Annotated in this window: 1 protein-coding gene; it reads right to left on the reverse strand. The window is 70.5% G+C overall.

What is annotated here, in order from left to right; all coding sequences use genetic code 11:
- Window positions 1–2,422, reverse strand: a 2,422-nt coding sequence (gene dnaE, locus GA0115259_RS28505; protein WP_093602353.1) for a DNA polymerase III subunit alpha, incomplete at both ends; no start/stop codon positions are given.

The following is a 2,422-nucleotide window of genomic DNA, read 5'->3' on the forward strand; positions in this document are numbered from 1 at the left end:
CAGGTTCCAGGCCATGGTGCCGACGACGGTGCGGCGGGTGCCGCGGACCTGGACCGTACCGCGCACCAGCAGCAGCCCGGAGTGGAAGACGGTGTGTGCGCACGCCGGGTGGGAGTCCTCGAAGAAGGCGAGGTCGACCAGGCCGGAGCCGTCCTCCAGGGTGACGAAGATGATCCGTTTGCCGCTGGCGATCGGCGGCGTCTGGGTCGCGGAGCGGATCCCGGCCACCAGGACCTGGTGCCCGGCCGGCAGCTCGGCCAGGTGGGCGGCGTCGGTCGCGCCGAGTTCCCGCAGCAGCCGGTGGTGGTAGTCCATGAGGTGCCGGGAGACGTCGATCCCGAGGGTGTGCAGCTCCGCGCCGAGGGCCTCGCGCCCGGTCATCTCCGGCAACCCCGCGGGCTCTCCCGCGCTGATCACCTCGGCGGTGAGCGGTAGCTGCCCCTCGCCGGCATTGCGGGTACGGGACTGCCGGTGCAGCTCGGTGATCTGGAGCAGCAGGTCCCGCCGGGTGAGCCGTCCGTCGTGCAGCGCGCCCAGCGCCCCGATCTCCGCGAGCTGTTCGGCGACCGGTCGGCTGGGGTGAGCGCGCTGCCAGAAGTCCGACAGGGACTCGTACGGCTGCCCTGCCTCGATGCGTGCGCACTCGTCCGCGCTGATGCCGCGCACCTCGGACAGAGCGAGCCGTACTCCCCACCGCCCCCCGTCGGTCTGTTCCTCGTCGGTCCGCGCCTCGTCGAGCCGCTCCACGGTGTGCTTCGCCGTGGAGCGGTTGACGTCGACGGGCAGGACCGGGACACCGCGTCGGCGGGCGTCGGCGACAATGACACGCTTGGGCCACATCCCTGGGTCGTGCTCCAGCAGCCCGGCCAGCAAAAAAGCCGGGTAGTGAGCCTTCAGCCAGGCACTTTGCAGCGCGGGCACGGCGAAGGCGACCGCGTGCGCCCTGGCAAAGCCGTACGCGCCGAAGGCCTCGACGGTCTTCCACACCTTGTCCCGGACCGCCGCGCGGTAACCGCGGGCGCGTGCCTGACGGTGGAACCAGTCCTGGATCCTGGGCAGCCGGTCCTTGTCACCGAGCGCCCGCCGGGCGATCTCGGCCATCGCCCGGTCGCATCCGGTCATCACATGCAGCGTCTCGATGACCTGCTCGTGCCAGATGGTCACACCGTAGGTGTCGGCGAGCACCGGTTCGAGGTCCGGATGGGCGTAGTCCGGTGTACCGCCATGGCGTGCGGCGATATACCGCTCGGGCATTCCTCCGGCGACCGGGCCCGGACGGAAGAGACTGATGTCGGCGATGACGTCCTGCACATCCCGCGGCTGGAGCCGCGACAACAGATCCTGCTGGCCGGGCGATTCGAGCTGGAACAGTCCTATGGTCTGGCTCTCCTGGATGATTTTGAAGGCGAAGACATCGTCGAGCGGCACCTGCCGCGGGTCGTCCAGGTCGATCCGGGTCCCGGTCGCCCGCTCGATCTCGGCGACCGCGTGCGCCATCGCGGACTGCATCCTCACACCCAGCACGTCCAATTTGATGTTGCCCAGCTTCTCCACCTCCTCCTTGGCGGCCATCGCCATCGGATAGTCGCCCTGCGGGGTGGGCTGCACCGGCAGCCGGTCCAGAAGCGTCGCGTCGCTGATGATCACTCCGCAGGGATGCATGGCCATGCCGTGGACGAGGGAGTCGAGCCCCTCGGCGAGCTCCCACAGCGGCCCGTACCGGTGCGCCTCGGCCGCCAGTGACCGCAGCTCGGGCAGTTCGGCGAGCGCGCCGGTGATGTCGCAGGCCCGCAGGTGCGGGAAGGACTTGGCGATCCGGTCCACCTCCTGCGGGGCGATGCCCAGCGCCAGGCCGGTGTCGCGCAGCGCCCTGCGGGCCCGGTACGTCTCGGGCATCGCGGTGACCGCCACCCGCTCGTGGCCGAACCGGCGGAAGATCGCGTCGTACGCCTCCAGACGCCGCGCCGACTCCACGTCGATGTCGATGTCCGGCAGACCCTTGCGCTCCGCACTCAGAAAACGCTCGAAGAGCAGACGATGCTCCAGCGGGTTGGCGGTAGCGATACCCAGGACATGGCAGACCAACGAACCCGCCCCCGAGCCGCGGGCGGCCACCCGGATACCCAACTCCCTCACATCGGCGACGACTTGGCCGACAGCGAGGAAGTACGAGTCGTACCTCAACCCCGAGATGACGGAAAGCTCCTGCTCCAGTCGCTCCCGCGCCTTCCGGTCGCGCTCCAGGCCGCGCCGGACCAGACCCGACTCGCAGCGCTCCCGCAGCAGCCGGGCGGAACCATCGGGGCCCGGCCCGGCACCGACCACATCCGGCTCGGGAAAATGCTGGGCACCGATCCCGAGACCGCGCCCGGGATCCAAGCGGCATGCCCCGGCCGTGGCGGCGGTGTCGGCGAGCAGCCGG

It is taken from the genome of Streptomyces sp. MnatMP-M17 (assembly GCF_900091995.1).
GTDB lineage: Bacteria > Actinomycetota > Actinomycetes > Streptomycetales > Streptomycetaceae > Streptomyces.